This window comes from Nonomuraea typhae (genome assembly GCF_009760925.1).
Taxonomy (GTDB): Bacteria; Actinomycetota; Actinomycetes; order Streptosporangiales; family Streptosporangiaceae; genus Nonomuraea; species Nonomuraea typhae.
This window is the reverse complement of the sequence record NZ_VRLV01000054.1, coordinates 1-748: the sequence shown is the minus strand read 5'-3', so window position 1 is coordinate 748 and position 748 is coordinate 1. Positions and strand designations below refer to the sequence as shown.

Here is a 748-nt window from a genome sequence, read left to right as displayed (position 1 = left end):
ATGAACCGCATCCTGGAGCTCGACCCGCACGCGCGCACGGCGCTGGTGGAGGCGGGGGTGGTGCAGGATCAGCTGAACCGGGCCGCGGCCGGGCACGGGCTGATGTTCGGGCCGGACACCTCTACCAGCAACCGGGCCACCATCGGCGGGATGATCGGCAACAACTCCGCCGGCAGCGGGTCGCTGACCTACGGCATGACGATCGATCACGTGCGCGCCTTGGATGTGGTGCTGGCCGATGGCAGTACGGCCCGGCTGGAGCCCGTCAGCGAGGCCGAACGGGCCCGGCGGGCGGCCCTGCCCACGCTGGAAGGCGCCCTGTATCGGGAGCTGCCCGGGCTGGTGGCCGAGAACGCGGAGGCGATCGCGACCGGGTTTCCGCCGTTTTGGCGGCGGGCGTGCGGCTACCGGCTGGACCGGCTGGCCGGCGAGGCCGCGGCCGGGCGTGATTTCGATCTGGCCAGGTTCGTGGTCGGCGCGGAGGGCACGCTGGTGGTGGTCACCCGGGCGCTGGTCGATCTGGTGCCCAAGCCCCGCCACACCGTGTACGCGGTCGGGCATTTCGCCGATACCCCGGCTGCGATCGCGGCCACCACCGACGCGCTGGCGTGTGAGCCGGCGCAGGTGGAGCTGATGGACAAAACCATTCTGGAGTTGTCCCGCGGCAAGATCGAGTATGCCGGGCTGGGGGACCTCCTGCAGGGCGATCCGGGCGCGCTGCTGTTCGTCTCCTTCACCGGCGACGACC

1 protein-coding gene is annotated in these 748 nt (G+C 71.4%); it reads left to right on the top strand.

From position 1 onward, the window contains the following. Window positions 1–748: FAD-binding oxidoreductase (locus FVE25_RS53675; protein WP_157255264.1), on the top strand; the 748-nt coding region annotated here is incomplete at both ends.